Origin of the sequence: Streptomyces purpureus (genome assembly GCF_014648195.1) — a bacterium.
GTDB lineage: Bacteria > Actinomycetota > Actinomycetes > Streptomycetales > Streptomycetaceae > Streptomyces > Streptomyces purpureus.
This window is the reverse complement of the sequence record NZ_BMQQ01000010.1, coordinates 113,642-139,570: the sequence shown is the minus strand read 5'-3', so window position 1 is coordinate 139,570 and position 25,929 is coordinate 113,642. Positions and strand designations below refer to the sequence as shown.

At 70.6% G+C, this 25,929-nt stretch carries 25 protein-coding genes, 1 tRNA gene and 1 riboswitch; of the genes, 13 read left to right on the top strand and 13 right to left on the bottom strand.

What is annotated here, in order from left to right; all coding sequences use genetic code 11:
- Window positions 1-5: 5 nt before the first annotated feature.
- The 6 genes from IEZ01_RS15350 to IEZ01_RS15325 all read left to right on the top strand — a co-directional run bounded on the left by IEZ01_RS15350 (window position 6) and on the right by IEZ01_RS15325 (window position 4,192).
- The gene (locus IEZ01_RS15350; RefSeq protein ID WP_019886927.1) at window positions 6-476 is read left to right on the top strand and encodes an SRPBCC family protein; all 471 of its coding nucleotides are present in this window, start codon (window positions 6-8) and stop codon (window positions 474-476) included.
- A 111-nt stretch (window positions 477-587) separates the two neighbouring features.
- The gene (locus tag IEZ01_RS15345) at window positions 588-1,946 is read left to right on the top strand and encodes an APC family permease (RefSeq protein ID WP_019886928.1); all 1,359 of its coding nucleotides are present in this window, start codon (window positions 588-590) and stop codon (window positions 1,944-1,946) included.
- Window positions 1,947-2,087: 141 nt separating this feature from the next.
- Window positions 2,088-2,486, top strand: a complete 399-nt coding sequence (locus IEZ01_RS15340; RefSeq protein WP_019886929.1) for a roadblock/LC7 domain-containing protein — start codon at window positions 2,088-2,090, stop codon at window positions 2,484-2,486.
- A complete protein-coding gene (locus tag IEZ01_RS15335; protein WP_028797614.1) occupies window positions 2,483-3,241 on the top strand; it encodes a hypothetical protein in 759 nt (252 codons plus the stop codon). The genes IEZ01_RS15340 and IEZ01_RS15335 overlap by 4 nt, the downstream gene beginning before the upstream one ends.
- A 91-nt stretch (window positions 3,242-3,332) precedes the next feature.
- Window positions 3,333-3,725 (top strand): roadblock/LC7 domain-containing protein, encoded by a 393-nt coding sequence (locus IEZ01_RS15330; protein WP_019886932.1) that lies wholly within the window; start codon window positions 3,333-3,335, stop codon window positions 3,723-3,725.
- A gap of 92 nt (window positions 3,726-3,817) precedes the next feature.
- Window positions 3,818-4,192, top strand: coding sequence for a hypothetical protein (locus IEZ01_RS15325; RefSeq protein WP_019886934.1), 375 nt, complete (start codon window positions 3,818-3,820; stop codon window positions 4,190-4,192).
- A gap of 24 nt (window positions 4,193-4,216) precedes the next feature.
- Here the strand turns inward: IEZ01_RS15325 and IEZ01_RS15320 are convergent, their stop codons facing one another.
- Window positions 4,217-5,056 carry a MurR/RpiR family transcriptional regulator gene (locus tag IEZ01_RS15320; RefSeq protein ID WP_189202118.1) on the bottom strand — a complete coding sequence of 280 codons (840 nt, stop codon included), beginning with the start codon at window positions 5,054-5,056 and terminating at the stop codon, window positions 4,217-4,219.
- Between the two features lie 143 nt (window positions 5,057-5,199).
- Here IEZ01_RS15320 and IEZ01_RS15315 point away from each other — a divergent pair, with 143 nt between their 5' ends.
- Window positions 5,200-5,601, top strand: a complete 402-nt coding sequence (locus IEZ01_RS15315) for a hypothetical protein (protein ID WP_189202116.1) — start codon at window positions 5,200-5,202, stop codon at window positions 5,599-5,601.
- Window positions 5,602-6,035: 434 nt separating this feature from the next.
- Here IEZ01_RS15315 and IEZ01_RS15310 read toward each other — a convergent pair whose 3' ends face one another.
- Complete coding sequence (locus tag IEZ01_RS15310) at window positions 6,036-7,421, bottom strand: cystathionine beta-synthase (protein ID WP_019886937.1); 1,386 nt, start codon at window positions 7,419-7,421, stop codon at window positions 6,036-6,038.
- A gap of 104 nt (window positions 7,422-7,525) precedes the next feature.
- Between IEZ01_RS15310 and IEZ01_RS15305 the strand changes: the two genes are divergently transcribed.
- The 3 genes from IEZ01_RS15305 to IEZ01_RS15295 all read left to right on the top strand — a co-directional run bounded on the left by IEZ01_RS15305 (window position 7,526) and on the right by IEZ01_RS15295 (window position 11,066).
- Window positions 7,526-8,545: an SGNH/GDSL hydrolase family protein gene (locus IEZ01_RS15305; protein ID WP_019886938.1), complete on the top strand. Its 1,020-nt coding sequence runs from the start codon at window positions 7,526-7,528 to the stop codon at window positions 8,543-8,545.
- Between the two features lie 147 nt (window positions 8,546-8,692).
- The gene (locus IEZ01_RS15300; protein ID WP_189202114.1) at window positions 8,693-9,913 is read left to right on the top strand and encodes an acetyl-CoA C-acetyltransferase; all 1,221 of its coding nucleotides are present in this window, start codon (window positions 8,693-8,695) and stop codon (window positions 9,911-9,913) included.
- Between the two features lie 244 nt (window positions 9,914-10,157).
- Window positions 10,158-11,066: a hypothetical protein gene (locus IEZ01_RS15295; protein WP_019886940.1), complete on the top strand. Its 909-nt coding sequence runs from the start codon at window positions 10,158-10,160 to the stop codon at window positions 11,064-11,066.
- Window positions 11,067-11,299: 233 nt separating this feature from the next.
- On the opposite strand, the gene IEZ01_RS15290 is transcribed toward IEZ01_RS15295, so the two are convergent.
- Window positions 11,300-11,626 carry a hypothetical protein gene (locus IEZ01_RS15290; RefSeq protein ID WP_189202112.1) on the bottom strand — a complete coding sequence of 109 codons (327 nt, stop codon included), beginning with the start codon at window positions 11,624-11,626 and terminating at the stop codon, window positions 11,300-11,302.
- A 126-nt stretch (window positions 11,627-11,752) separates the two neighbouring features.
- Between IEZ01_RS15290 and IEZ01_RS15285 the strand changes: the two genes are divergently transcribed.
- On the top strand, window positions 11,753-11,983 hold the full coding sequence (locus tag IEZ01_RS15285) for a DUF4287 domain-containing protein (RefSeq protein WP_019886945.1): 231 nt from the start codon (window positions 11,753-11,755) through the stop codon (window positions 11,981-11,983).
- Window positions 11,984-12,078: 95 nt separating this feature from the next.
- Here IEZ01_RS15285 and IEZ01_RS15280 read toward each other — a convergent pair whose 3' ends face one another.
- Window positions 12,079-12,984, bottom strand: coding sequence for a Bax inhibitor-1/YccA family protein (locus IEZ01_RS15280; RefSeq protein WP_019886946.1), 906 nt, complete (start codon window positions 12,982-12,984; stop codon window positions 12,079-12,081).
- A 186-nt stretch (window positions 12,985-13,170) separates the two neighbouring features.
- Window positions 13,171-13,252, bottom strand: a tRNA-Leu gene (locus IEZ01_RS15275).
- Between the two features lie 352 nt (window positions 13,253-13,604).
- Between IEZ01_RS15275 and IEZ01_RS15270 the strand changes: the two genes are divergently transcribed.
- Together IEZ01_RS15270 and IEZ01_RS15265 are read left to right on the top strand one after the other, a co-directional pair.
- Window positions 13,605-14,375: an ABC transporter ATP-binding protein gene (locus IEZ01_RS15270; RefSeq protein WP_019886947.1), complete on the top strand. Its 771-nt coding sequence runs from the start codon at window positions 13,605-13,607 to the stop codon at window positions 14,373-14,375.
- Between the two features lie 53 nt (window positions 14,376-14,428).
- Window positions 14,429-16,960 carry an ABC transporter permease gene (locus tag IEZ01_RS15265; RefSeq protein ID WP_189202110.1) on the top strand — a complete coding sequence of 844 codons (2,532 nt, stop codon included), beginning with the start codon at window positions 14,429-14,431 and terminating at the stop codon, window positions 16,958-16,960.
- Window positions 16,961-17,041: 81 nt separating this feature from the next.
- Here the strand turns inward: IEZ01_RS15265 and IEZ01_RS15260 are convergent, their stop codons facing one another.
- The 8 genes from IEZ01_RS15260 to IEZ01_RS15225 all read right to left on the bottom strand — a co-directional run.
- Window positions 17,042-18,343, bottom strand: coding sequence for a class I SAM-dependent methyltransferase (locus tag IEZ01_RS15260; RefSeq protein WP_028797617.1), 1,302 nt, complete (start codon window positions 18,341-18,343; stop codon window positions 17,042-17,044).
- Between the two features lie 162 nt (window positions 18,344-18,505).
- Entirely contained in the window at window positions 18,506-19,891 is a 1,386-nt protein-coding gene (locus IEZ01_RS15255; protein WP_019886952.1) for an NAD(P)/FAD-dependent oxidoreductase, read from the bottom strand.
- Window positions 19,892-20,271: 380 nt separating this feature from the next.
- Window positions 20,272-21,189: a Ppx/GppA phosphatase family protein gene (locus IEZ01_RS15250; protein WP_019886953.1), complete on the bottom strand. Its 918-nt coding sequence runs from the start codon at window positions 21,187-21,189 to the stop codon at window positions 20,272-20,274.
- Window positions 21,186-21,722 (bottom strand): DUF501 domain-containing protein, encoded by a 537-nt coding sequence (locus tag IEZ01_RS15245; RefSeq protein WP_019886955.1) that lies wholly within the window; start codon window positions 21,720-21,722, stop codon window positions 21,186-21,188. Before IEZ01_RS15245 ends, IEZ01_RS15250 begins: the two co-directional genes overlap by 4 nt.
- Before the next feature lie 58 nt (window positions 21,723-21,780).
- Window positions 21,781-22,248, bottom strand: a complete 468-nt coding sequence (locus IEZ01_RS15240; RefSeq protein WP_019886956.1) for an FtsB family cell division protein — start codon at window positions 22,246-22,248, stop codon at window positions 21,781-21,783.
- 112 nt (window positions 22,249-22,360) lie between these two features.
- A complete protein-coding gene (gene eno, locus IEZ01_RS15235) occupies window positions 22,361-23,650 on the bottom strand; it encodes a phosphopyruvate hydratase (protein WP_019886958.1) in 1,290 nt (429 codons plus the stop codon).
- Window positions 23,651-24,023: 373 nt separating this feature from the next.
- Window positions 24,024-24,722, bottom strand: coding sequence for a LysM peptidoglycan-binding domain-containing protein (locus IEZ01_RS15230; RefSeq protein WP_019886960.1), 699 nt, complete (start codon window positions 24,720-24,722; stop codon window positions 24,024-24,026).
- Window positions 24,723-24,725: 3 nt separating this feature from the next.
- Window positions 24,726-24,897, bottom strand: a riboswitch (cyclic di-AMP (ydaO/yuaA leader).
- Window positions 24,898-25,162: 265 nt separating this feature from the next.
- Window positions 25,163-25,929: LysM peptidoglycan-binding domain-containing protein (locus tag IEZ01_RS15225; RefSeq protein WP_229832968.1), on the bottom strand; the 767-nt coding region annotated here is incomplete at its 5' end.

Sequence of the window (25,929 nt, the reverse complement as noted above, 5' to 3'; positions counted from 1 at the left end):
GACCCATGGCTACCAAGAGCGTCGTCGTCGAGCGACTGATCCAGGCGCCTCCCGGGCCGGTGTGGGAGGCGCTGACGGATCTGCAGAGCATGGAGCGGGTGCTCAGCGGGGTGGAGAAGGTCGAGGTGCTCACCGAGGGGGGCTTCGATGTGGGCACCCGCTGGCGTGAGACCCGGCGGATGTTCGGCAAGGAAGCCACCGAGGAGATGTGGGTGACCGCGAGCGTCCCGCCCGACCGCTATGTGGTGGAGGCCGAGTCCCACCGCACCCGATACGTATCGGAGTTCACGCTGCGGCCCGCCGGGCCCGACGGGAAGGCGACGAAGGTGCGGATGGTGTTCACGGCCACCCCGCCCGGCGGCGCGATGGGGATGGTCGCCAAGGTGCTCGGCGGCCTCGGCGCCAAGGCCGTCAGCCGGGCCATCGCCAAGGACCTCGACGACGTCGCCGCCTCGGTGGAGCGCCGCGGCGGCTGACCCCACGGCACCACACGCCCCCGCCGGACCTGGCCGTACGGGTGACTGGTGGGCATCCCGGGCCGTCCGCCGGGCAGGTACCTTCCCATCGGCAAACGGGAAAGGTGTCACATGGCCACCACCGCGTCCACGTCCGGCGCAGCACCGGAGCAGCAGCCGCCACTGAAACGGGCCATCGGCCCGAAGCTGCTGCTCCTCTTCGTCATCGGCGACATCCTGGGCACCGGCATCTACGCCACCACGGGCAAGGTCGCCGGAAAGGTCGGCGGCGCGCTGTGGCTGCCGTTCGTGATCGGTTTCGTGGTGGCGCTGCTGACGGCCGCCTCGTACGTGGAGCTCGTCGGCAAGTACCCCAAGGCCGCCGGCGCCGCGCTCTACACCCAGAAGGCGTTCAAGGTCCCCTTCATCACCTTCATCGTCGCCTTCATGGTGATGTGCTCGGGCCTGTCGTCCGCGAGCGCCGCCGCGCGGGCCTTCAGCGGCGACTACTTCCAGGAGTTCACGGACGCCGTCCCGCCCACGCTCCTCGCGATCGTCTTCATCATCGCGCTCGCCTCGCTCGCGCTGCGCGGTGTGTCGGAGTCGGTGAAGACCAACGTCGTCCTGACGCTCGTGGAACTCACCGGTCTCGTAATCATCCTGGGGATCGGCGCCTGGGCCGTGATCACCGGCGACGGGGAGCCGTCGCGACTGGGCGAGTTCGAGGCGTCCGGCACCGGCTATGCGCTGATCACCAGCGTCCTCGGGGCGACCGCGCTCGGCTTCTTCGCCTTCGTCGGCTTCGAGGACTCCGTCAACATGGCGGAGGAGACCCGTGACCCGGTCCGCGCGTTCCCGCGGGCCATCTTCCTCGGCGTCACCATCACCGGCACGATCTACGTCCTGGTCGCCCTGGTGTCCTCGCTGCTCGTCCACTACGAGGTGCTGGAGCAGTCCAGCGGGCCGCTGCTCGAGGTCGTGAAGGCGGGCGGGGTGGACTTCCCGCCCAAGCTCTTCGCGCTGATCGCCCTGTTCGCGGTGACCAACTCCGCGCTCATCAACATCATGATGGCCTCGCGGCTCTGCTACGGCCTGGCCAACGAACGGGTCCTGCCGCGCATCATGGGCCACGTCCTCAGGCGCCGCCGCACGCCCCTGACGGGCATCGTCTTCGTCACCCTCATCGCCATCGCCCTGGTCTCCACGGGCGAGATCGAAGGCCTCGGCGACACCACGGCCTTCTTGCTGCTCTGTGTCTTCGCCGTGGTGAACGTGACCGTCCTCGTGCTGCGCAAGGACCGGGTGCCGCACGCACACTTCCGGACACCGACGGCTCTGCCCATCCTGGGCGCCATCACCTCCGTGATCCTGGCCAGCCCGCTGGCCGAGCGCGCCGCGGACGTCTACATCCGGGCCGGAATCCTGCTGGCCATCGGCATCGGGCTCTGGGTGGTGAACAAGATTGTGCTGAAGGTGCGCGGCGAGGAGTAGGCCCGGGAAGCGGGGCCGCATCCAATCATTCCCGGGCATGTTCCGATGGAAATTGCCAGAACTCCCCTCCCTGGCGGAAACGTTCAGTAACGTCACCGTCACTGCCGACACGCCGCACGCTTCATCGGGAGGGGAACCCGCGTGCCCGGAATCGACGAGTGCCTGCACGAGGCCATGGCCCTGCCCGGCGCGCGCGGAGCCTCCCTGGTCGACTGGACCAGCGGGCTCGCCCTCGGCACCGCGGGGGACTCGCCGGTCGGCAACCACGAGACCACCGCCGCCGAGACGGCCGAACTGGCGCGCGCGGCGGCCGAGTACGAATCGTTCGCGGCCGCGACCGAAGGCGAGGAGTTACCCAAGGGCCCGCCCGTCGAGGACGTCATCGTCACCACCCGCAGCGGCTACCACGTCATCAGGTTCGTCGAGACGTCCTTCGACAGCAGCGTCTTCCTCCATCTCTGGCTCGACCGCTCCGTCGGCAACCTCGCCCTCGCCCGCATACGCCTGGGCGACCTCGCCGAGAGACTGGTCCTCGGATGACCGTCTCCCCCATGCTCGCCCGGCTCGCCGCCGAGCACGCCACCGGCGCCCTGCTCCGCGACCACGGCACCCTCTACCTCGTCGACGGCCGGGTCGTGCACGCCGAGAGCCCCGCCTCCCCGAGCCTGGACGTCCTGCTGACCGCCGGCGGCCGGCTCGCCCAGGAGGGCTGGGACGAGGCCGTCGACCAGGCCGGGGCCCGCAGCGCGGTGGGCCGCTTCCTCGTCGACAGCGGCCGGCTCGGCGGCGGCGAGCTGGAGATCTGCCATCTGGGCGCGGTGTTCGACGCCGCCTTCTTCGCCCTGGCCCCGGCGAGCGGGCCGACCCGCTTCCGGTACGGCGTCGGGCACTGGTTCGGCACCGTACGGCCGGTCTCGACGGCAGCCGTCGAGCGCGAGACCCTGCGCCGCCGCGAACTCCTCGACAGCGTCTGGCCGTACGCGGCGGTCGACACCGCGCCCGTGGTGCCCCGCCCGGCCGCCCCCGGGCAGACGGTGAGCCTGCGTCAGCGCGCCCTGCTCGCCGCCGCCGACGGGTTACGTACCCCGGCGGGCATCGCCCGTCTCCTCGGCCGGCCGGCGTTCCACACCCTGCTCGACGTACGGCGGCTCGCAGCGGCCGGGCTCGTCGAGACCCCGTTCGACCCGCTGCCGGAGGCTCCGCCCGCGCTCCCCTCCTGGGTGGGCGAGGTGGCGGCGGACCCGGACATCGCCTTGCTCCGCAGGCTTCGTGACGCCCTGGAGGCACATCTGTGATCCACCGCCCCACCCCCCGCCCGGCCCTCCAGGCACTCCGTCCGCCGTCATGAGGCGCGCCCTGCGCATGCGTGCCGAGAGGAGACAGCTGATGACGGCAGAAACCGAGGTGCTCGGCGAGCTCAGACGGCTGCGGGCCAGGCTGCCGCAGCTCACCGGGGCGCTCGCGGCCAGCGCCGACGGGCTGGTCCTGGCCCAGGACACCGTCGACACCGAGGCGGAGTCCGTGGCCGCGCTGACCGCGGCGGCGCTCGGCGTCGCACAGCGGCTCGCCGAGACCACCGGCCAGGGCGGCTTCCGCGAGCTCCTCGTACGCGGCGAGCACGGCTACGTCGCCACGTACGCGGCGGGCGCCTCGGCGGTGCTGACGCTGCTCGCGGAGCCCCGGATCAACGTGGGCCGGCTCCATCTGGAGGCCCGGCGCTCCAGCGCACGGATCGGCGAGCTGGTCGACGGGGCCCTTGAACGCAAGGAGCCCTCCTGACCCCAGCCGCGCACCGACGACACCACCGGACAACAGGCAGACGGACCTCAGACAGACGGACAACAGGCAGACGAAAAGGAAGTGCGAGACCCATGGCCAACACCGAAACCTCCCTCAAGGAAGCCCTCACCGCCATCGACGGCGCGATCGGCGCCGCCCTCGTCGACTACAGCAGCGGTATGGCGCTCGGTATCGCGGGCGGCGGCAAGGACCTCGACCTGGCGGTCGCGGCCGCCGGGAACACCGATGTGGTCCGCGCCAAGGTCCGCACGATGGAGATGCTCGGCCTCAACGACGAGATCGAGGACATCCTGATCACCCTCGGCGGGCAGTACCACCTGATCCGGCTGCTCAAGGGCCGGGGCACGGGCGGGCTCTTCCTCTACCTGGCGCTGGACAAGGGCCGGTCGAACCTGGCGATGGCCCGCCACCAGCTGAAGAAGATCGAGGCCGAGCTGGAGGTCTGAGCCGGGCGGCCGCGGCGTGGGGGCCTACTCGACGAACAGGCCCCGCGCCGCCGCGCCCGCGTCGAACTCCTCAAGGCGCGCCTGCGCGTCCGGCAGACCGTCGCACATGGCTTCCAGGAGCACCCGGCCCAGCAGCATCGGCGCGCAGGCCGTGTCGAAGGCGAGGCCGGTGCCGACGGCGGCCGGGATGAGCAGGTCGCTGTGGCGGGCGACCGGCGCGAACGCCGAGTCGGCGACGGTCACCACCGTCAGCCCGGACGAGCGGGCGTACTGCAGCGACTCCACGACCTCCCTGGGGTGGCGGGGCAGCGCGAAGCAGAGCAGCGCCGAGGCCCCGGCCCGTACGGCCGCGTCGATCCGGTCGGTGAGCATCGAGCCGCCCTCGTCGAGCAGGCGTACGTCGGGGTGGACCTTGCCCGCGAAGTACGCGAAGCCGCGGGCCTGCGAGGAGGCGGCGCGCAGCCCGAGGACCGGCAGCGGCCGGGACGCGGCGAGGAGCCGCCCGGCCCGCTCGACCGGCGCCGGGTCGGCGAGCAGCTCGCAGAGATGGCGGAGGTTCTCGATCTCGGCCTGTACGGCCTGCTGGTACTCGTTGTACGGGGTCCCGGTGGTCGGGGCGGGCTCGCCGGGGGTGACCTCGCGCAGGTGCTTGCGGAGGGCGGGGTAGCCGTCGAAGCCGAGGGCGACGGCGAAGCGGGTGACGGACGGCTGGCTGACCCCGGCGAGCTCGGCCAGCTCCACGCTGGACAGGAACGGCACGTCGGCGGCTCGGCGCACCATGCAGTGCGCGATCCGGCGCTGCGTCGGTGTCAGGCGGTGCCCCTCGAACAACTCCTGGAGCCGCCCGGCCGGGCTGTCGCTCATGCCGTCCCCCTTCGTCCTATTCACTCACCCAAAACTCTGCATGAGGATATGCAGCCGGGCAAGAAGTGTCCGGGGGGCGGACGACGCGAAGTGGGGGGTTAGCCCCACTGACAGCGCTCCGGCGGGCTTCGTACCGTAGCGGCATGGATGCCCGCGACACCGAACTGAAGTCCGACCTCGACGCGACACTGCACGCGCGCCGTGAGCTGGGTACGGAGTACGAGTCGGCGCTGATCGAGTCCTTCCTGGAGAAGGTCGAGCAGCGTCTGGACGGGGCTGTGGAGCGCCAGGTGCGGCGTCAGACGGCAGAGCACCAGATGGTGGTGGCCCGCGGCGGCCGCCCGCCGGGGCCGGGCGGCGAGAACTGGGGCGAGCGTTATGGCTTCGGCATCATCTCGCTGGTGCTGGCCATCCCGATCTCGGCGATCGCCGCGCATCAGGCGCAGTTGGAGGGCCTGATCGTGACGTGGCTGGGCATCGTGGGCGTGAACTTCGTCCACGCGTTCCGCGGAGGCCGTCCGCGCCGCCCCGGCTCGGACGGCTAGGACGCCCCCGACCCGCCTGCCTGACGGCAACAACGACCGCCTCGGCGAGTGAGCCGAAGGGGCGCGCGGGCGCCGAAAGGGAGAACGCGCGGAGGCCCCCCGAGGAACGAGGGGGGGGCCGAGCACGATCGACCGTCGGAGCACGCTGAAAGCGCCCCGGTGGGGGTCCCCCCGGCGAAGCCAGGGGGAGAACCGAGCCCTCAAAAAAGCACGGGAACCGCCGCACCCCCGTTGCCGGGGGGCGGGACGACGGCGGTTCCCGTGGGGGACACGGGCCCGGGTCAGGGCCGGTCTCCGCGTCCTGGGCGTCGTAGGTCCGGGAGCCGCTCCGGAGGTCCGTGACGCCGACAGGGATCAATCTGCCGGACGCGTGTTAAGCGGGTGCTGCGGGTACGTGTCGCGCTCGTACCGTTTGCGCGAATCTCACGTCGGTCCTACTTGGCGCCGTCCTTGGCGAGGAAGGCGAGGAGGTCCTGGCGGCTGACGACGCCGGTGGGCTTGCCTTCGACGAGCACGATCGCCGCGTCGGCGGCGCCGAGTACGGACATGAGGTCGGCGACGGGTTCGCCGGAGCCGACCTGCGGCAGGGGCGAGCTCATGTGCTTGTCGAGCGGGTCTTCGAGGTCGGCGCGCTTGGTGAAGAGGGCGTCGAGGAGCTCGCGTTCGACGACGGAGCCGACGACTTCGGCCGCCATGACGTCGGGGTGGCCGGCGCCGGGCTTGACGATGGGCATCTGGGAGACGCCGTACTCGCGGAGGACTTCGATGGCCTGACCGACGGTCTCGTCGGGGTGCATGTGGACGAGGGAGGGCATGTCGCCTTCCTTGTCGCGCAGGACGTCGCCGACGGTGGGGGTGCCGGTCTCCTCGAGGAAGCCGTAGTCGGCCATCCATTCGTCGTTGAAGATCTTCGACAGGTAGCCGCGGCCGGAGTCGGGCAGGAGGACGACGACGACGTCGTCGGGGCCGAGGCCTTCGGCGACGCGGAGGGCGGCGACGACGGCCATGCCGCAGGAGCCGCCGACGAGGAGGCCTTCTTCCTTGGCGAGGCGGCGGGTCATCTGGAAGGAGTCCTTGTCGGACACGGCGACGATCTCGTCGGTGACCTCGGGGTCGTAGGCGGTGGGCCAGAAGTCCTCACCGACGCCTTCGACGAGGTACGGGCGTCCGGAGCCGCCGGAGTAGACGGAGCCTTCGGGGTCGGCGCCGACGATGCGGACCTTTCCGCCGGAGGCCTCCTTGAGGTACCTGCCGGTGCCGGAGATCGTGCCGCCGGTGCCGACGCCGGCGACGAAGTGGGTGATCTTCCCGTCGGTCTGTTCCCAGAGCTCGGGGCCGGTGGTCTCGTAGTGCGAACGGGGGTTGTTCGGGTTCGAGTACTGGTCGGGCTTCCAGGCGCCGGGGGTCTCGCGAACGAGCCGGTCCGAGACGTTGTAGTACGAGTCGGGGTGCTCGGGGTCGACGGCGGTGGGGCAGACGACGACTTCGGCGCCGTACGCCCGCAGCACGTTGATCTTGTCGGTCGAGACCTTGTCGGGGCAGACGAAGATGCACTTGTAGCCCTTCTGCTGGGCCACGATCGCGAGGCCGACGCCGGTGTTGCCGGACGTGGGCTCGACGATGGTGCCGCCGGGCTTGAGCGCGCCGCTCTCTTCGGCCGCCTCGATCATGCGGACGGCGATGCGGTCCTTGACCGAGCCGCCCGGGTTGAAGTACTCGACCTTGGCCAGGACGGTGGCCTGGAGGCCTTCCGTCACACTGTTGAGCTTCACCAGCGGGGTGTTGCCGACGAGGCTGATCATCGAGTCGTGGAATTGCACCGTAATCTCCGGGGTCTCCGTAATGGTGCCGCCAGCGTATGCGTAGTCGGAGGCGGTTACGGGGCAGTTAGCTCTTGAACGGCGAAGAGGAGGTGGCGGCCCCTATGTCGAGGGCGAGGGTGGCACGGCGGATCGCGGCGGGCGCGGCGTACGGCGGCGGGAGCATCGGGCTGCTGGGTGCCGCGGCGGTCGGTGTGCTGCTGGCCGAGGTGCAGCTGGCGAAGCGGTCGGTGGGGGGCGGTGTGGCGCCGCTGCCGCCAGGTGCGGACGGCCTCTACGGCAAGGGGTACGGGCCGGCGGAGCCGCTGCGGCTGGCGCTGCTGGGCGATTCGACGGCGGCGGGGCAGGGGGTGCGCCGGGCGGGTCAGACGCCTGGGGCGCTGCTGGCCTCGGGTCTCGCGGCGGTCGGGGAGCGGCCGGTGGAGCTGCGGAACGTGGCGTTGCCGGGGGCGCGGTCGGACGATCTGGAGCGGCAGGTGTCGCTGCTGCTGGCGATGCCGTGGCAGCCGGATGTGTGTGTGGTGATGATCGGTGCGAACGATGTGACGCATCGCATGCCGCCGACGCAGTCGGTGCGGTATCTGGCGGCGGCGGTGCGCCGGCTGCGGACGGCGGGTGCGGAGGTGGTGGTCGGTACGTGCCCGGATCTGGGCACGATCGAGCCGGTGTACCAGCCGCTGCGGTGGCTGGCGCGGCGGGCGTCGCGGCAGCTGGCGGCGGCGCAGACGATCGTGGTGGTGGAGCAGGGCGGGCGGACGGTGTCGCTGGGGGATCTGCTGGGACCTGAGTTCGCGGCGAATCCCCGGGAGATGTTCGGGGCGGACAACTACCACCCGTCGGCCGAGGGCTATGCGACGGCGGCGATGGCGGTGCTGCCGACGGTGTGCGCGGTGCTGGGCCTGTGGCCGGAGGCGGACCGGCTGGAGGCGGACCGCCGGGAGGGCATGCTGCCGGTGGCGAAGGCGGCGGCCGAGGCGGTGAAGGAGGCGGGCACGGAGGTGACGGGTGCGCGTGCGCCCTGGGCACTGCTGAAGCACCGGCGCCGTCGGCGCCTGCCCGCGACGGCGGAGGCCCCGGTGCCGACGGAGGAGGAGGCCCGCCGGGGGACCGGGGGTGCGTCGTAGCCTGGGGCCCAGGACGTCCCCTGGCCCGCACCCACTGAGCGCTCGCTTAGAAAAGAGGCCCGCATCACACACCCAGCACCGTGACCAACGCGATACGTGCGGGTAACTTCCCAGTCAGTCCCGCAATCCCGCCCCCTTGGAGCCGTGATGCCCGAAGCCGTGATCGTCTCTGCCGCCCGTTCCCCCATCGGCCGGGCCTTCAAGGGCTCCCTCAAGGACGTCCGGCCCGACGATCTGACCGCCACGATCATCCAGGCCGCGCTCGCGAAGGTGCCCGAGCTGGACCCGCGCGAGATCGACGACCTGATGCTGGGCTGCGGTCTGCCCGGCGGCGAGCAGGGGCACAACCTGGGGCGGATCGTCGCCGTGCAGATGGGGATGGACCACCTCCCGGGCTGCACCATCACCCGCTACTGCTCCTCCTCCCTCCAGACCTCCCGGATGGCGCTGCACGCCATCAAGGCCGGCGAGGGCGACGTCTTCATCTCCGCCGGTGTCGAGATGGTGTCCCGGAGCGTCAAGGGCACCAGCGACGGACTGCCGGACACCCACAACCCCCTCTTCGCCGACGCCGAGGCCCGCACCGCCGAGCGCGCCCAGCAGGAGGGCACCGACTGGCACGACCCGCGCGAGGACGGCCTGATCCCGGACGCGTACATCGCCATGGGCCAGACCGCCGAGAACCTGGCCCGGCTCAAGGGCGTGACCCGCGCGGACATGGACGAGTTCGGCGTGCGGTCGCAGAACCTCGCCGAGGAAGCCATCAAGAACGGCTTCTGGGAGCGCGAGATCACCCCGATCACGACCCCGGACGGCACCGTCGTCTCCACGGACGACGGCCCGCGCGCCGGCGTGACCCTGGAGGGCGTGCAGGGCCTCAAGCCGGTCTTCCGCCCCGACGGCCTGGTCACGGCCGCCAACTGCTGCCCGCTGAACGACGGCGCCGCCGCCCTCGTCATCATGAGCGACACCAAGGCCCGGGAGCTCGGCCTCACCCCGCTCGCCCGGATCGTGTCGACCGGTGTCACCGGCCTGTCGCCGGAGATCATGGGCCTGGGTCCGGTGGAGGCGTCGAAGCAGGCGCTCAAGCGGGCCGGCCTGACCGTCGACGACATCGACCTGTTCGAGATCAACGAGGCCTTCGCGGCCCAGGTCATCCCCTCCTACCGGGACCTGAACATCCCGCTGGAGAAGCTGAACGTCAACGGCGGCGCCATCGCCGTCGGCCACCCCTTCGGCATGACCGGCGCCCGGATCACCGGCACGCTGATCAACAGCCTCCAGTTCCACGACAAGCAGTTCGGTCTTGAGACCATGTGCGTGGGCGGCGGCCAGGGCATGGCCATGGTCATCGAGCGGATGAGCTGAAAAGCCCCGAGCGGGTCTCCTAACCGCGCCGCGTCCCAGCCGTGACCGAATCTCCCCCAGGATGTGACCTACATCCCGGGGGAGAGACGTTTTCCCAGGTCACAGCAGTTATGGGGTTAAACATCAGGCCCAAATACCTGTCCATTTCGTGACGTAATGCACTGACAGGGGGCGCAGGTCCACGACAAGCTGATGTAGGAAGTCGGGGGATCGACTCGGAACCGGGAGTACGTCAGTGAGCGCCATGCCTCTTGCCCTGCTGCTGACCACGGCCGCCGCCACGGCCGTGGGCGCCGCTGCCCTGCACGCCGCCCACGGGCTGCGCAAGCAGATCGTCGCCCTGCGGACCGAACTGGCGGCCGCCGAGGCGGGCCGTACGGTCAGCGTGCCGCACGCCCGTGACGCCGAGTCCGTGACCCCCGCCGAGGAGATCCGCGCCGCGGTCGCCGAGGCCCTGGCCGAGGAGCGGGAGCGCGAACTGGCCGAGGCGCGTGCCTTCTGGGCGGCGCAGGAGGCCCGGGACGCCGCCGACGCCCCCTCCCTGCTCAGCGGTCTGGGCGGACCGGCCGAGGACGGCGGCCCGTACTTCGTGCCGCGTCAGGCCGACCTCGCCGGCCTGGAGTCCATGGGCCCGGACGCCGACGGCCGCCTCGACGACCTGGCGGAGCTCGCGGAGCTGGCCGAGCTGGCGGACCTCGCCGACTTCACGGACCAGCCGGAGACGGCCGAGTTCGCCGAGTACACCGAGTTCGCCGAGGACTCCCCCGAGCTCGCCGCGGCCCGCCGCCGCCACCCCTCGCACCCCGACTTCGTGCCGGTCCAGACCCCGGTCGCCACCGACCATGAGCGGACTGTGGCCCGGCTGGAGGAGCTCGCCGAGACCGGCACGGCCCTCGCCGACGTCCGGCCCGGCCCGCTCGGCACGCTCGACGTGTACGTCTTCGCCGACGGCACCACGCTCTGCATGACCCCGGGCCACCGCGAGACCGCCGAACGTCTCGCCGAGGCGCTGCGGGCGGGCCGCACGCCGGTCCTGCTCGGCGGTTCCGGTGTCTCCGGCGCGTACGCCCTGACGTTCTCCTGCGGCGGCTCCGACGAGCGCGGCGACGACAACGTCTACATCCTCGCCGACCGCGTCATAGCGTCGCTGTAGCGCCCGGCAGTCCGGGCCCGCCCGGCGGCGGTGCGTCGGCCACCGCCTGGGCGGTCGCCGGGTCCACGACCAGCCGGCCGCCCGGCTCGCGCGAGCAGGCCCGGCGGGGGCCTCGGTCCACGGCGCCCTCAGGTCCGGGACCAGCCGGCACCGCCGTGACCAGTCGGCCGCTCCGCCCGCGCGCGCAGGCCCAGCAGGCGCCTCAGGCGCCCCCCAGAGCCTCCCTCAGGGCTTCAGAGCCCTGACCGCGCCATCGCCTCCCGCACCGCCCGTACGGCCTCGTCCAGCTCCTCCTGGGAGCCGGCCGGGGCCGTTCTCAGTGCCTCGGCACAATCGTGCGCGGCGACCAGAAGCTGGTCCGCGACCGCGAACACGCCCGCGTCGGGCATGGTCCGCGGCTGCGTCCCGGGCTCCTCGACGCGCTGCGCCCTGACCGCCAACTCCCGTGCCAGCGCGAGCCCTTCGGCGGCCGCGCCGCGCTGGAGGCGGCTCTGCGGGGCGGCCCGCAGGCGGTCGGCGAACCGCTCTGCGGCGGCGGTCAGTTCACTCGTATCAAGCACGGTGCGACCCTATGCGCCGTCCCCGCACTGTTGCCAACGGGCGAACGCTCGGGCACGGTGGCGTGAAGGAACTCAACGATGCGGAACCCAACGCAACGCGCAAGCAATACGCGTCCGGAGGCGCCGATGTCCCACGTCTTCTCCGAAGAGACCCATCGCAATCTGCTCGCCCGCATTCCCCACTGCACCGGTCGTGAAGTGTCCGACTGGCTCCGCGCCGTCGAGGAAGGCCCGTCCCTCTTCCGCTTCGAGGAGAAGGTCAGCTGGCTCCGGGGCGAGCACAACCTCGCGTACGGCCACGCGAAGGCGATCATCCACGAGTACGACCTGAGGCGGGCGGCCCGCAAGCTGCTCTAGCCCGCGACCCAAGGACACCAGCCCCCGACCCCGAAGGGCCCGCCCGGCGGAAGCCGGACGGGCCCTTCGTCAGCGTCGGACGCGTGACACGCGCGTCAGTCGTCGCCCTGCAGGATCGAGAGCAGACGCAGCATCTCCAGGTAGATCCACACCAGCGTGACGGTGAGACCGAAGGCCGCGACCCACGACTCCTCGCGCGGAGCGCCGTAGGTGATGCCGTCCTCGACCTCCTTGAAGTTCAGCGCCAGGATGCAGGCGCCGAGCACCACACCGATGACACCGAAGAGGATGCCGAGGCCGCCGCTGCGGAAGCCGAGACCGTCACCGCCGCCGATCACGGCGAACAGGAGGTTGGCCACCATCAGGAGCATGAAGCCCATGACGGCCGCCATCACGAAGCCGTAGAAACGGCGGGTGACACGGATCCAGCGCATCTTGTACGCGAAGAGCACACCGGCGAAGACCGCCATCGTGCCGAGCACCGCCTGGGGCACCACACCGTCGGCGATGTACGTGGAGACCACGCTGGAGATCACGCCGAGGAAGACGCCCTCGAACGCCGCGTACGCCAGGATGATCGCCGGCGACGGCTTGCGCTTGAAGGACTGGACAAGCGCCAGGACGAGCGCGACGAGCGCGGCTCCGATACCGATGCCGTACGACTTGCCGAGGTTGCCCGGGTCGACCGGCAGCAGGATCCAGGAGAGGACCGCGGTGAGCACGACCGTACCGAGCGTCATGGCCGTACGGCTCACGACGTCGTCGATCGTCATCACATTGCCGCGGGCCTGCTGCGGGGCGCCGAGCTGGGCGTCCTGGGCGTAGGGGTTGGTGGCGTACGGGTTCGTGGCCCCGTCCGTGTACGGATTGGCCGTGCCCTGCGCGTACGGGTTGGTTCCAACGGCGGGGCCCCCGGCCTGCGGCTGCTGCGCGTTGAAGCCGGCGTAGCCGTTGTCGCGGCTGAACCCCCGTCGCGAGAAGACCGGGTTGCTGCTCCTCATCTCACTCCTCCATGGCCGCACTGCGCGGCCTTGCGTCAAGAGTAATAGGGAAGCAAAAGAATCTCCCTAGTGCTCGGGGAGGATCTTTCCGCGATCGTGACCCTGCGGCGGGAGGAGGGGACGGGCCCCGGGGCCGGGGCGGTGCGTCCTGGTCGGCTGCGGGCGATCTTCCGCCCGGCTCATGAGTGCCCGGAGCCGGACTTGAACCGGCACGCCCGCGAGGGCAGCGAGGTTTAAGCTCGCCGTGTCTGCATTCCACCATCCGGGCATGGCGCGCGGCTCTGCGTTGGCACATGAGCCTATCCGGACGCATCCCCCGATCAGCGGAACACCAGCCCGATGTTGTCTTATTTTATTGACGACTGAGGGTACGTCAGCGCTGATGGAGCGCGTTCTCCCGGAGGATGGCCGGGCTCGCAGCCGCAAATGCGTACCCGGGGGAATGACGGAAAGTCGTCGCCTCTCGGGGTCGGTGTCATACCAAAGGAGGAGGGGCGAGCCCCCCGGTCCGACTCCAGAGGGCCCCAGGAACGGGCATGCGGACGGACGTCCCGGGCGGATTCCGCGATGAGGATGGAGGTGTTCTTCCAGACACCGCACCTGTGACAGGAGTCGCTTCCGTGACCACCACCTCCTACGCCCACCGCGCCACCGCGGTGGCCGCCCGCGCCCAGGATCTGTCCAAGGTCTACGGACAGGGCGAGACCCAGGTGGTCGCGCTCAACCGGGTCACCGTCGACTTCCGGCAGGGCGAGTTCACCGCGATCATGGGCCCGTCCGGCTCCGGCAAGTCCACGCTGATGCACTGCGTGGCCGGCCTTGACTCCTTCACCAGCGGCTCCGTACGGATCGGCGACACCGAGCTGTCCACCCTCAAGGACAAGCAGCTGACCCAGCTGCGCCGCGACAAGATCGGCTTCATCTTCCAGGCCTTCAACCTGCTGCCGACCCTGACCGCGATGGAGAACATCACGCTCCCCATGGACATCGCCGGCCGCAAGGCCGACAAGGAGTGGGTGGAGCGCGTGATCGACATGATCGGCCTGTCCGGGCGCCTCTCCCACCGACCCGCGCAGCTCTCCGGCGGCCAGCAGCAGCGCGTGGCCGTGGCCCGCGCCCTGGCCTCCCGACCGGAGATCATCTTCGGTGACGAGCCGACCGGAAACCTGGACTCGCGCTCCGGCGCCGAGGTGCTGGGCTTCCTGCGCAATTCCGTCCGCGAACTCGGCCAGACCGTCGTCATGGTCACCCACGACCCGGTGGCCGCCTCCTACGCGGACCGCGTGATCTTCCTCGCCGACGGCAGCATCGTGGACGAGATGCTCTCCCCCACCGCCGACGGTGTCCTCGACCGGATGAAGGCCTTCGACGCCAAGGGCCGCACGAGCTGATCCGCCCGGTCCTTCCGATCCTTCCCGGCTCCCACTCCCAGGACTGACTCCTCATGTTCCGTACCGCCTTGCGCAACGTGCTCGCGCACAAGGCCAGGCTGCTGATGACCGTTCTCGCCGTCATGCTCGGCGTGGCCTTCGTCTCCGGCACCCTGGTGTTCACCGACACCCTCTCCAACGCCTTCCGCAACCAGTCGGCCAAGAGCTACGACAAGGTCGCGGTCGCCGTGACCCTGGTCACCAACCCGGACGACCCCAAGTCGGTGCCCGGCCTCTCCCAGCAGGCCCTGACGAAGATCGGGCAGCTCGACGGGGTCGAGAAGGCCACCGGCCGGGTCAGCGGCTTCGCCGGTGTCCCGGACAAGGACGGCAAGCTGATCGGTGCCGGCTGGTCCAACAAGGGCACGAACTTCAGCCCCGGCAAGGACGGCAAGGACCCGGCGTACGACTTCGCCAAAGGCTCGGGCCCGGTGCGGGCCGACCAGATCGCCCTGGACCAGGAGACCGCCGACAAGGGCGGCTACAAGACCGGTGACACGGTGCGCGTGGCCACCAACGGCCCGGTGAAGGAGTACACCCTCTCCGGTGTCTTCACCACCGAGGACGGCGCCGTCAACGCGGGCGGCAGCCTGGTCCTGTTCGACACGCCCGTCGCCCAGAAGCTCTACCTGAAGGCCGGCTACTTCCAGGAGATCTCGGTCGCCGCCGCCAAGGGCGCCGACGCGGACAAGCTCCTCGGCCAGGTCAAGCCGCTGGTGCCCGAGGAGGCCGACGCCCGGACCGGGCAGGAGCTCGCCGACGAGCAGGCGCAGATGATCGAGGAGGGTCTCGGCACCCTCAAGCAGGTACTGCTCGGCTTCGCCGGCATCGCACTCTTCGTCGGTGTCTTCCTCATCTCCAACACCTTCACCATGCTGGTCGCCCAGCGCACCAAGGAGCTGGCGCTGATGCGCGCCGTCGGCGCCTCGCGCCGGCAGATCACGCGCTCGGTGCTGGCCGAGGCCGGTGTGGTCGGTCTGGTCGCCTCCGCCGTAGGCTTCGGCCTCGGTGTGGCCCTGGCGGTCGCGCTGCGCTCCGGGATGTCCGCCTTCGGCATGAAGATCCCCGGCGGTCCGCTGGTCCTCACCGCCACCCCGGTGATCGCGGCCCTCGCCGTCGGCGTACTGATCACGATGTTCGCCGCCTGGCTGCCCGGCCGCCGGGCCGCGAAGATCCCGCCGGTCGCCGCGATGAGCAGCGTCCACGCGGTGGCCACCACCAAGTCGCTGGTGCTGCGCAACTCCATCGGCGGCGTGCTGACCGCGCTCGGCGCGGCGGCGATCGTGATGGGCGCGGGCGCCGGCGGCGAGAGCGGCCGGATGACCATCGGCGCGGGCGCGTTCCTCACCCTCGTCGGTGTGATCGTGCTGATCCCGCTGCTGTCCCGCCCGGTCATCGCGCTGGTACGTCCGCTGCTCACCGGCCCGTTCGGGGTGGCGGGCAAGCTCGCCGGGCAGAACGCGGTGCGCAACCCGCGCCGTACCGGCGCCACCGCCTCCGCGCTGGCGATCGGCCTGACGCTGGTCACCGGTCTGTCGGTGCTGGGCGCCACGGTCGGCACGGCCCTGGACAAGACGACCACGGACCAGATCCGCGCCGACTACATGGTCACCATGGCCAGCGGCGAGGGCCTGGACAAGACGGCGCTGACCGCGCTGGAGAAGGCGCCGGGCGTGAGCGCGGTCTCGCCGCAGCAGGCCGGATACCTGGAGCTGAAGGGCGACTTCGCGTCGGCCTCCGGTGTCACCCCCGGTGCGATCGAGAAGGTCATCAACCTCGACGTGCGCAGCGGCAGCCTCGCCTCGCTCGCCGAGGGCAAGATCGCGGTCGCCGACAAGACGGCCGAGAAGAAGGGCTGGAAGGTCGGTGACTCGCTGCCGGTGAAGTTCAGCGACGACAAGACCGGCAAGCTGACGGTCGGCGCGATCGTCAAGGACAGCGAGTTCGTCTCGCCGGTCCTGATCGACGCGAAGATCCTCGACGCCCATGACGTCCGGCCGTACATCCCGCAGATCTTCGTGAAGATGGAGAGCGGCGAGTCGGCGGCCAACGAGAAGGCGCTGATCACCTCCCTGGGCGACAACCCGGCGATCACCTTCCTCGACAAGAAGGACATCAAGGACACCTTCGGCGGTGCCATCAACATGATGCTGAACATCATGTACGGCCTGCTGGCGATGGCCCTGCTCATCGCGGTCCTCGGTGTCGTCAACACCCTCGCCATGTCGGTGTTCGAGCGGCAGCAGGAGATCGGCATGCTGCGGGCGATCGGTCTGGACCGGCGCCGGGTGAAGCGGATGGTCCGTCTGGAGGCCGTGGTCATCTCGCTGTTCGGCGCGGTGGTCGGCATCGGGCTCGGCGCGTTCCTCGGCTGGGCGATCGGCCAGACCTTCAAGAACAGCCTGCCCGGTTACGCGCTGGTGCTGCCGTGGGACACCATCGGCATCTGCCTGCTGCTCGCCGGCCTGGTGGGTGTGCTGGCCGCGATGTGGCCGGCCCGCAGCGCCGCGAAGCTGAACATGCTCTCCGCCATCAAGACCGAGTAGCGCGCGGTCTCGACGACGGCCAGGGCCGGGCTCCCCGCACGGGGAGCCCGGCCCTTCGCCGTGTCGGCACCGGCCCCGGGGTCAGGCCTTCGCGACCTCGGTCCAGGCCCGCGGACGCAAGTTGACGCCCGAGGTCCCCGATTCGGGGGTCTTCACGGCCAGGATCTGGTTGACACCGATCCTGTTGCGCTCGAAGGAGACCGCGGAGGCGGCCATGTAGAGCCGCCAGATCCTCGCCCGGCCGGGCGAGGAGAGCCGGACGGCCTCGTTCCAGCGCGCCTCCAGATTGGCCACCCACTCGCGCAGGGTGCGCGCGTAGTGCTCGCGGATGACCTCGACGTCCCGCACCTCAAGGCCCGCCTCCTCCAGGAGGGTGACGGTCCGTCCGACCGGCGCGAGCTCCCCGTCGGGGAAGACGTACGCGTCGATGAACTCGTCGACCTTGTAGGCGGCCTCGTCCCGTTCGGGGCGGCGGGCGATCTGGTGGTTGAGGAGCCGCCCGCCCGGCTTGAGGAGGGCGAAGAGCGTGTCGGCGTACTGGCGGTAGCGCACGGAGCCGACGTGCTCGGCCATCCCGATGGACGAAATGGCGTCGAACGGCCCGTCCTTGACGTCCCGGTAGTCCTGGACGCGGATCTCGATCCGGTCGGCCAGCCCCTCCTCGGCGATCCGCTTACGGGCGTAGGCGGCCTGCTCACGGGAGAGGGTGACGCCGACGACCTCGGCGCCGTACTCCTTGGCGGCGTGGATGGCCATCGAGCCCCAGCCGCAGCCGACGTCCAGGAGCCTGTCGCCCTCCTTGAGGCCGAGCTTGCGGCAGATCAGGTCGAGCTTGTCGCGCTGCGCCTCCTCCAGCGTGCCGTTCTCGGACCAGTAGGCGCAGGAGTAGACCATCGACGGCCCGAGGACGAGCTCGTAGAAGTCGTTGCCGACGTCGTAGTGGTGGCTGATGGCCTCCTTGTCGCGCCGCTTGGTGTGCAGCGGGCCGGTGCGCCGGCGCATCTCCTCGGCCGGCGGTGCGGGCGGCGGCCACGGGCCTGCCAGCTTCACCAGCGCCTTCGCGGCGGCCCGCAGCTTCGGGTCGCGTACGGGATGCACGGCCGCGTCGTCGCCCCCGCGCTCCCAGATCAGGCCGGCCAGCCGGTCCAGGGTGTCGTAGAGGTCGCCCTCGACGTCGATCTCCCCGGCCACCCAGGCCCGCGCGAGGCCCAGCTCGCCCGGTTTCCACAGCAGTCGGCGCAGCGCCCGGCGCTGGTTGATGATGAGGACGGGGCCGCCGGTGGGTCCCGCCTCGCTGCCGTCCCAGGCCCGCAGACGCACGGGGAGCGGAGTTCCCAGCAGATCTTCGGCAAGAGTGGTCAGCCGCAGCGCGGCGTCGGCCATGGTGCACACCTCCGTGATGTCGTGCCCCAGCAATGCTCGTCACCACGTAAACACCGTAAGTAGCCGTTGCAGTCCCAGCGGCACGCAACGACTCGGCAAAACACGCGAAGGGCCGTCCGCACCACGGATGGCGGACGGCCCTTGCGGGGTACTGCGGTTGGGCTAGGAGGCCTTGGCCTTCTCCGGGGCCGAGGACTGCGCGGCGGGCGCCGGCGCCGGCTTCGCGGCCTCGTAGAACTCCTCGCGCGGCGTCTCCATCGCACCGAGGGAGACGACCTCACGCTTGAGGAACATGCCAAGGGTCCAGTCGGCGAAGACGCGGATCTTGCGGTTCCAGGTCGGCACGGCCATGCCGTGGTAGCCACGGTGCATGTACCAGGCGAGACGGCCCTTGAGCTTGATCTTCATCTTGCCCATGACGATCATCGCGACGCCCTTGTGCAGGCCGAGACCCGCGACCGCGCCCTTGTTGGAGTGGCTGTACTCCTTCTGCGGGAAGCCCCGCATGCCGGAGACCACGTTGTCGCCGAGGACCTTCGCCTGGCGCAGCGCGTGCTGGGCGTTCGGCGGGCACCAGGCGTTCTCGACGCCGGCCTTGCGGGCGGCGACGTCCGGGACCTGGGCGTTGTCGCCGGCGGCCCAGATGTAGTCGGTGCCGGTGACCTGGAGGGTCGGCTGGGCGTCCACGTGGCCGCGCGGGCCGAGCGGGAGGCCGAAGCGGGAGAGCGCCGGGTTCGGCTTGACGCCGGCGGTCCACACGATCGTGTTGGAGTCGACCTCCAGGCCGTTCTTCAGCACGACGTGGCCGTCGACGCAGGAGTCCATCGACGTCGAGAGGTAGATCTCGACACCACGGGCCTCGAGGTGCTCCTTGCCCCAGCGGCCCAGCTCCGGGCCGACCTCGGGAAGGATCTTGTCGGCGGCGTCGACGAGGATGAAGCGCATGTCCTCGCGCTTCACGTTGGTGTAGTACTTCGCCGCGTCGCGGGCCATGTCCTCGACCTCGCCGATGGTCTCCGCGCCGGCGAAGCCGCCGCCCACGAAGACGAAGGTCAGCGCCTTGCGGCGGACCTCCTCGTCGGTCGTCGAGTCCGCCTTGTCCAGCTGCTCCAGGACGTGGTTGCGGAGGCCGATGGCCTCCTCCACGCCCTTCATGCCGATGCCCTGCTCGGCGAGGCCGGGGATCGGGAAGGTGCGGGAGACCGCGCCCATCGCGATGACCAGGTAGTCGAACGGCAGGTCGTAGGCCTCGCCGACGAGCGGCGCGACCGTGGCGACCTTGCGGTCCTGGTCGATGGTGGTGACGCGACCGGTGAGCACCTCGGCTCCGCGCACGACGCGTCGCAGCGGGACGACGACGTGGCGCGGCGAGATGCTGCCTGCGGCGGCTTCGGGCAGGAAGGGCTGGTAGGTCATGTACGACCGCGGGTCGACGACCGTGACGGTCGCCTCGCCGTAGCGCATCTTCTTGAGGATGCGCCGAGCTGCGTACAGGCCTACGTACCCGCCGCCTACTACGAGGATCCTGGGACGCTCCGTGGTGCTCATGCCATCGAGTATCCACCCCCCTCGGGGGGGTCGCTCGTGCGCCCCTTCACAAGCTCTTCGGGCACCTCTGCTACACTCCGCCGCCCACGTGACCGAGGTCATGGCGCCGCAGAGGAACCAGGGTGTAACGACGGACGTTGTTCACCCCCTGTGAGCTGGCCCTGTGAGGCCTTTTCCATGCCGGACCGCCCCTGGTGTTCACACCACCGAAACACCCCAACGCCCGTCCCTCGCAGGTACGGAAGAGCCCTGACACGGTGCCTCGGGGGCCCGGAACCCCGTTGTGGCACCCGTCAGGGCCCTTTTCCTTGTGAAGAACTTCACGAAGTTTTCCGGCGGGATGGGGCGGGAGCACCATGGAAACCGCCTTCGAACGGCCCTCAGGCCACGGAATAAGCGATTCCGTCGAGGATGTCGTGCTCGCTGACGACCACCTCGTCGGCCCCTGCCCGCTCCATGATCTCCAGCAGGACAAGTGCGCCGGCCGCGATGACGTCCACCCGGCCCGGGTGGATCACCGGCAGGGCGGCCCGCTCGTCATGGGTGGAGGTGAGCAGCCGTCCGGTGACCTCGGCGACCTGGTCGCGGGAGATACGGGCGTGGTGGATCGCCGACGAGTCGTACTCGGTGAGCTCAAGCGCGAGGCCGGCGACCGTCGTCACCGAGCCGGCGAGGCCGACCAGCGTGCGCTTCTCGCGCAGCGGGACGGTCTCCTCGGCCAGGTCGAGGGCGGCCTTGATGTCGGCCCGCAGCGCGGCGATCTCGCCCACGGCCGGCGGGTCGTTGCGGATGTGGCGCTCGGTGAGACGTACGCAGCCGATGTCGACCGAGCGCGCGGCCCGAACGTGCTCGTTGCCGACGACGAACTCGGTGGAGCCGCCGCCGATGTCCACGACCAGGTACTCCCCCTGGTCCCGCGTCAGTTCGCCGGTGGCGCCGGTGAAGGAGAACTCGGCCTCCTGGTCACCGGTGATGACCTCGGGCTCCACACCCAGGATCTCCACTACGCCCGCGACGAAGTCGTCGCGGTTCTCGGCGTCGCGCGAGGCGGAGGTGGCGACGAAGCGCAGCCGCTGGGCGCCCAGTTCCTCGATGACGGCGGCGTACTCACGGCAGGCCGCGAAGGTCCGCTCCAGGGCCTCGGGGGCGAGCCGGCCGGTCTTGTCGACGCCCTGGCCCAGCCGGACGATCGTCATCCGCCGGTCCAGCTCGATCAGCTCACCCGTCTCGGGGTGGACGTCGGCGACGAGGAGGCGGATGGAGTTCGTACCGCAGTCGATGCCCGCGACCCGGGTCACTTGGCGTCCTCCTTCTCGGAGCACGGGGTGACGCAGGGGCCCTTGGCCCACCACTCGGGCAGCATGGCGATCGCCTCGTCGCCCAGCGGGTTGACGCCGGGTCCGGCCGCCAGCGAGTGGCCGACCAGGACGTGCAGGCACTTCACCCGGTCCGGCATGCCGCCGGCGGACGGGAAGCCCTCCAGCACCTCGATGGCGTCGCGGCGCGCGATGTAGTCCTCGTGGGCGGCGCGGTAGGCGGCGGCCAGCTCGGGGTCGCTCTGGAGACGTTCGGACATCTCCTTCATGACGCCGTTCGCCTCCAGCGTGCCGATCGCCGAGGCCGCGCGCGGGCAGGTCAGGTAGTACGTCGTGGGGAACGGCGTGCCGTCCGGGAGCCGGGGCGCGGTCTCGACCACGTCCGGGTTGCCGCACGGGCAGCGGTGCGCGATGGCGCGCAGCCCGCGCGGCGGGCGGCCGAGCTGCTCCTTGAAGGCCGCGACGTCCGCCTCGGTGGGCTCGGTGCGTTCGGTCTGCGGAGGGGGCGTTTCCATGCCTGCGTCTGTCTTCTCGTCGGGGCTCGTGGGGGAAGGGTCTTGGGTACGGTCCGGGCTACTTGTCCGGACGGTCGGCGGTGTCGATGCCGTCCCAGAGGTTGGAGTACCAGGATCGCTCGCTCGCGCCCTGGTCGCCGTGGCGCTCGCGCGCCAGGTCCGGGTCGTTCGCGGTGAAACCGGTCTCGCCCGGAAAGACGTAGTGCAGGTGCTCGCGGGCGAGCCGGGTGACGTACGCCGGGTCCTGGAGGCGGGCCTTCTCGTCCCGCAGCTCCTCGACCCGCCGGGCGGCCTCGGCGGCGCGCCGCTCCTGCTCGGCGATCTCGTTGCGCTGGGAGACGTACTGCCGCATCGGATAGGCGAGCGCCACCACCAGGGAGCAGACGATCAGCGCCAGGAAGGCGGCGCGGCCGGTGAGCCGGGAGCGGCGGGCCTGTCTGCGGTTCTGGGAGCGGTACACACGGGCCGCGGTCTGCTCGCCGAGCAGCCGGATCCTGGTCGCGGTGGAGAACCGGTCCCGGGCCACTGTCTGCCGCCTCCCCTTTGTTCACGTGCGTACGTCCCCGCACACGGTACGGGACCGAGTGCGGGGACGTACGTAACCGGGCTTTCGAGGCGGTGCTCAGCCCTTGCCGTGCTTAGGCGGTGCGGAAGCGCGGGAACGCCGAGCGGCCCGCGTACACCGCGGCGTCGTCGAGGATCTCCTCGATGCGCAGCAGCTGGTTGTACTTGGCGACACGCTCGGAGCGGGCCGGGGCGCCGGTCTTGATCTGGCCGCAGTTGGTGGCGACGGCCAGGTCGGCGATGGTGACGTCCTCGGTCTCGCCGGAGCGGTGGGACATCATGCACTTGAAGCCGTTGCGCTGGGCCAGCTCGACGGCGTCCAGGGTCTCGGTCAGCGAACCGATCTGGTTGACCTTGACGAGCAGCGCGTTGGCGGCGCCGTCCTCGATGCCGCGGGCCAGACGCTCCGGGTTGGTGACGAACAGGTCGTCGCCGACGAGCTGGACCTTGGCGCCGAGCTTGTCGGTGATGACCTTCCAGCCCTCCCAGTCGTCCTCGAACAGCGGGTCCTCGATGGAGACGAGCGGGTACGCGGAGACGAGCTCCTCGTAGTACTCGGTCATCTCGGCGGCCGAGCGGGACTTGCCCTCGAACTGGTACGAGCCGTCCTTGTAGAACTCGGACGCGGCGACGTCGAGCGCGAGCGCGATGTCCTTGCCGGGGGCGTAGCCGGCCTGCTTGATCGCCTCGAGGATGAGGTCGAGGGCGTCGCGGTTGGAGTCCAGGTTCGGGGCGAAGCCGCCCTCGTCGCCGAGACCGGTGGAGAGGCCCTTGTCCTTCAGGACCTTCTTGAGGGTGTGGTAGACCTCGGTGCCCCAGCGCAGGGCCTCGGAGAAGGACTCCGCGCCGATCGGCGCGATCATGAACTCCTGGATGTCCACGTTGGAGTCGGCGTGCGAGCCGCCGTTCAGGATGTTCATCATCGGAACGGGCAGCAGGTGCGCGTTCGGGCCGCCCAGGTAGCGGAAGAGCGGGAGGTCGGAGGCCTCGGAGGCGGCGTGCGCGACGGCGAGGGAGACGCCGAGGATCGCGTTGGCGCCGAGGGACGCCTTGTTGTCGGTGGCGTCCAGGTCGAACATGGCCTGGTCGATCAGGCGCTGCTCGGTGGCGTCGTAGCCGACGAGCTCCGGGCCGATCTGCTCGATGACGGCGAGGACGGCCTTTTCGACGCCCTTGCCCATGTAGCGGTTCTGGTCTCCGTCACGGAGCTCAATGGCCTCGAACGCTCCGGTGGAGGCACCGGACGGGACAGCAGCACGGCCGGTGCTGCCGTCGTCGAGGCCGACCTCGACCTCGACCGTGGGGTTGCCTCGGGAGTCCAGGATTTCCCGGGCTACGACGACGTCGATGGACGGCACGAGCATCTCCTTCTGGGATGTGACGCTAGATGTGACGCATGCGGTGCAGGGCCATTGCAGGGTCGCTCTGTCCTTGCGACAAGAGCCTAACCGGCGCGGGGACCGGGGTCCGCCGGGCGCCCGCCCGCTGGGACGAAAAAGGACCCGAGCGCCTGCTTTCCGGGGCAAACGGCGCAAGTTCTACCGTGCGGTAACCGTCATGTGCGAGGCCCCGCGCACATGGGAAACCCCGGCCCGGCGCGTACGGGGGAGACGCGCCGGACCGGGGTGGTCACAGGCTCACCGGGTCACCGCGGGAGAGTCGTCGGGCTCACGCGGGCGGCCTCGCCCGGCGGAGCCGGAAGGCTCACTTCAGGCCTCGCCCGGCGAGCCGGAAGGCTCACTTCAGGTGGAGCTGCTGGCCCGGGTAGATCAGGTCGGCGTCCTCGACGACGTCCTTGTTCAGCTCGAAGAGCTTCTCCCAGCCGCCCTTGACGCCGTGCGCCTCGGCGATCTTGCTGAGGGTGTCGCCGGCGACGACCTTGTACTCGCCGTCGCCCTTCTTGACCTTCTTGCCGGTCGGGGTGGTGACGGTCTTCTTCGCCTCGGCCTTGGGGGCGGCCTTCGGCGTGGTGCGCTGCTCGCTGCGGGTGGTCGGCTGCTCGGCCTTGCGCTCCGGCTTCGGGGCGGCCGGGGCGGCCTCGCCGCCGGTGTACGCGGCGTTGGACAGGCCCACGCCACAGTGCGGCCAGGCGCCCTTGCCCTGGCCGGCCAGGACCTTCTCGGCTATCTCGATCTGCTGCGACTTGGAGGCCTTGTCGGCGGTGGCCGCGTAGGCGGTGCCACCGTAGGCGGCCCAGGTGGAGGCGGAGAACTGCAGACCGCCGTAGTAGCCGTTGCCGGTGTTGATGGACCAGTTGCCACCGGACTCGCACTGCGCGACGCGGTCCCACTCGGCGGCGGTGGCGGCGGAGGCGCTACCGGCGGTCATGAGCGGCGCGGCGACCGCGGCGCCGGCGACACCGGCGAGCGTGACGACACGGGTCGTGCGGTCGAGAATCGTGGGACGGCGGTGCTTGCCCTTGCCGGAAAACAGCATGGAACTTCTCCTCACCGACGCCTACGAGGTGAGCTGTCGGGTTCGGGCTGTGAGTGCCCGGCCACGTGTCCTAGCACGTGGCTTCACCCCAAGCCGGGCGTCGGCCGTCTGTCTCAACGGCCGGGGCCGGCACTTACCTTGGGTCCCCCGCTCCTGCCTTCGGCGCATGACGCGACGACTGTTCCCGTCGTCCGGCGGCAGGATTCGGCGGACCGGTCGACGAGGCCCGCGGTGGCGAGCGGTGAAGACCGTAGACACAGACCTCCCGGAAGTTCAAAGAGGCACATCTGGGAGAAAACGCCCCTACTTGCCTTCCAGGACCGGTCATTTACGCAGGTGGGAGCGGCGGACGAAGGAGTTCGCGGGCGAGACACGCCGGTTGAGGCAAAGAGACCCATGTCTCATTCGCGCAGAACCGGACATACGCCCGCGAACCGCCGCTACTTCTGGGCCTGTCCGGCGTCCACGGTGATGTCGAGGTCGAGGCTCTGACCAGGGTGGATGAGGTCCGGATCGGCGCCCACGGCCTGGCGATTGGCGTCGTAGAGCGCGGTCCAGCCGCCGTCGAGGTTGTGCTTGCCGGCGATGACGGAGAGGTTGTCGCCGGGCTGAACGGTGTACGCGCCGGAGGACTTGCCCGTGTTGTCCTTGTTGTCCACCTCGGCGGTACCGGAGTTGTCGGCACTGTCGGAGCTTTCGCCCGATTCGGGCAGGTTGCCGCTTTCCGGAGTTTCGGTTGGTTCAGGCGTTTCAGGGTTCTTGGTGGTTTCGCCGCTTTCGTTCGCCGGGTCACCGGACGCTCCGGTTCCGGACCCCTCCTGCCCCGTACCGGTCCCACCATCCGTGTGGGGCACCTCACGTGTCGGGGCGTCACTCCGCGAGGCGTGGCGGCCCGATTCGCGGTCGTTGAGCGTATTGCCCGGATCCGTACCGCTGTCGGCCGTCTCGTCCGGGGCGGGCGTACCGCGGTGCTTCCCGGTGCCGGCGGGAGCGGAGGGGGTGGCGGGGGCCGTGGGTGCCTCGGGGGCGATGGGGGCGTTGGGGGTCACCTGGCTGGGGTCCACGCCGGGCTCGGCCGGGGTGCCGTCGGGCCGCAGGGGCAGGGTCCCCTCGGCGCCCGCGTCGGCGCCGGACCCCTCACCGCCGGCCGTGAGCCCGGCGATCGGGGCGCAGGTGGCCCAGGGCGCCACGCCCTGCGCCGCGAGCG

What these genes read in the sequence shown, in the direction of transcription:
- IEZ01_RS15350 (WP_019886927.1), top strand. Translation starts at nt 6, where the DNA reads ATGGCTACCAAGAGCGTCGTCGTCGAGCGACTGATCCAGGCGCCTCCC.
- IEZ01_RS15345 (WP_019886928.1), top strand. Translation starts at nt 588, where the DNA reads ATGGCCACCACCGCGTCCACGTCCGGCGCAGCACCGGAGCAGCAGCCG.
- IEZ01_RS15335 (WP_028797614.1), top strand. Translation starts at nt 2,483, where the DNA reads ATGACCGTCTCCCCCATGCTCGCCCGGCTCGCCGCCGAGCACGCCACC.
- IEZ01_RS15330 (WP_019886932.1), top strand. Translation starts at nt 3,333, where the DNA reads ATGACGGCAGAAACCGAGGTGCTCGGCGAGCTCAGACGGCTGCGGGCC.
- IEZ01_RS15325 (WP_019886934.1), top strand. Translation starts at nt 3,818, where the DNA reads ATGGCCAACACCGAAACCTCCCTCAAGGAAGCCCTCACCGCCATCGAC.
- IEZ01_RS15320 (WP_189202118.1), bottom strand. Translation starts at nt 5,056, where the DNA reads ATGAGCGACAGCCCGGCCGGGCGGCTCCAGGAGTTGTTCGAGGGGCAC.
- IEZ01_RS15315 (WP_189202116.1), top strand. Translation starts at nt 5,200, where the DNA reads ATGGATGCCCGCGACACCGAACTGAAGTCCGACCTCGACGCGACACTG.
- IEZ01_RS15305 (WP_019886938.1), top strand. Translation starts at nt 7,526, where the DNA reads ATGTCGAGGGCGAGGGTGGCACGGCGGATCGCGGCGGGCGCGGCGTAC.
- IEZ01_RS15300 (WP_189202114.1), top strand. Translation starts at nt 8,693, where the DNA reads ATGCCCGAAGCCGTGATCGTCTCTGCCGCCCGTTCCCCCATCGGCCGG.
- IEZ01_RS15295 (WP_019886940.1), top strand. Translation starts at nt 10,158, where the DNA reads ATGCCTCTTGCCCTGCTGCTGACCACGGCCGCCGCCACGGCCGTGGGC.
- IEZ01_RS15285 (WP_019886945.1), top strand. Translation starts at nt 11,753, where the DNA reads ATGTCCCACGTCTTCTCCGAAGAGACCCATCGCAATCTGCTCGCCCGC.
- IEZ01_RS15280 (WP_019886946.1), bottom strand. Translation starts at nt 12,984, where the DNA reads ATGAGGAGCAGCAACCCGGTCTTCTCGCGACGGGGGTTCAGCCGCGAC.
- IEZ01_RS15265 (WP_189202110.1), top strand. Translation starts at nt 14,429, where the DNA reads ATGTTCCGTACCGCCTTGCGCAACGTGCTCGCGCACAAGGCCAGGCTG.
- IEZ01_RS15260 (WP_028797617.1), bottom strand. Translation starts at nt 18,343, where the DNA reads ATGGCCGACGCCGCGCTGCGGCTGACCACTCTTGCCGAAGATCTGCTG.
- IEZ01_RS15255 (WP_019886952.1), bottom strand. Translation starts at nt 19,891, where the DNA reads ATGAGCACCACGGAGCGTCCCAGGATCCTCGTAGTAGGCGGCGGGTAC.
- IEZ01_RS15245 (WP_019886955.1), bottom strand. Translation starts at nt 21,722, where the DNA reads ATGGAAACGCCCCCTCCGCAGACCGAACGCACCGAGCCCACCGAGGCG.
- eno (WP_019886958.1), bottom strand. Translation starts at nt 23,650, where the DNA reads ATGCTCGTGCCGTCCATCGACGTCGTCGTAGCCCGGGAAATCCTGGAC.
- IEZ01_RS15230 (WP_019886960.1), bottom strand. Translation starts at nt 24,722, where the DNA reads ATGCTGTTTTCCGGCAAGGGCAAGCACCGCCGTCCCACGATTCTCGAC.